We start from the raw sequence: 1,395 nt of genomic DNA on the forward strand, positions 1-1,395 counted from the left end.
CGGGACTGTGGATTTAACGGTGTTTCTGGCCTGACGCGTCGCGCGTGAGCGTGGCGGGAAAGGGGCCGTCATGACGACACTGGATGTTGTGAGTCCGAAGAAAGAATCGAACGAGGATCGGTCCGCGGAAGCGGCTGCTGCAGCGGAGCTCGTGCGCCTGGCCAAGGAACAAGGCCTGGCACTGACCGGTCCTGACGGACTGCTGAAGCTGTTCACGAAGAACGTGCTCGAGACAGCCCTGAATGAGGAGCTCACCGAGCATCTCGGGCACGAGAAGCATCGCCCTGACCCTGACCGCACGTCGGGCAATGTCCGTAACGGGACGCGACCGAAGACCGTGCTGACACCAAGCGACCGGGGAGGTCACGATCGAGGTCCCTCGGGATCGCGACGGTTCTTTCGAACCGCAGATCGTGAAGAAACGACAACGCCGCCTGAACGGGGTCGAGGAAGTCGTGTTGTCGTTGTACGCCAACGGCCTCACGACAGGTGAGATCAGCGCTCACTTCGCTCAGATCTACGGTGCATCCGTCTCCAAGGAGACGATCTCCCGCATCACGGACAAGGTCGTTGAGGAAATGAACGAGTGGTCCGCGCGGCCCTTGAACGAGGTATACGCGGCGATCTTCATTGTCCCCCACGTCGTGGGAGGTACCCTCATCGATCGTGGTCAAGATCCGTGATGGGCAGGTAGCGAACCGCCCCATTTACGCGGCGATCGGCGTCAGCCTGGCAGGTGAGAAGGATGTCCTGGGTCTATGGGCCGGCACCGGTGGAGAGGGGGCGAAGTTCTGGATGAGCGTCCTGACCGATATTCGTAATCGCGGTGTGAAGGATACGTTCTTCCTGGTCTGCGACGGGTTGAAGGGGCTGCCCGAGGTGGTGTCGAACGTCTGGCCGCTGACAACAGTGCAGACGTGCGTGATTCACCTGATCCGGAATACTTTCAAGCTCGCCTCGAAGCAGCATTGGGACGGCATCAAACGTGCGATCAAACCGATCTATTCGGCGCCCAACCCTACGGCCGCGAGGGTCGCGCTTGATGAGTTCACCGAGCTGTGGGGCACCAGATACGGGGCGATCGTGAGGTTGTGGGAGAACGCGTGGGAGGAGTTCATTCCATTCCTGGACTACGACCTCGAGATCCGTAAGGTGATCTGCTCCACGAACGCGATCGAGTCGTTGAACGCCCGATACCGACGAGCCGTCCGGGCTCGCGGGCATTTCCCGACAGAGCAGGCCGCATTGAAGTGCCTGTATCTTGTCACCAGATCCCTTGACCCGACAGGTACGGGACGAGCCCCATGGACGATGCGCTGGAAGCCCGCGCTGAACGCGTTCGCCATCACCTTCGCTGACCGCTGGCCGGCTGCGGAAACCTACTAAATGAAAACG

Annotated in this window: 1 pseudogene; it reads left to right on the top strand. The window is 60.6% G+C overall.

Going from position 1 to position 1,395, the window contains the following annotated elements:
* Positions 1-70 precede the first annotated feature (70 nt).
* A pseudogene (locus tag AC792_RS08735) lies at positions 71-1,386 on the top strand (IS256 family transposase).
* Positions 1,387-1,395 lie beyond the last annotated feature (9 nt).

The organism is Arthrobacter sp. RIT-PI-e (genome assembly GCF_001187915.1).
Lineage (GTDB): Bacteria > Actinomycetota > Actinomycetes > Actinomycetales > Micrococcaceae > Arthrobacter_D.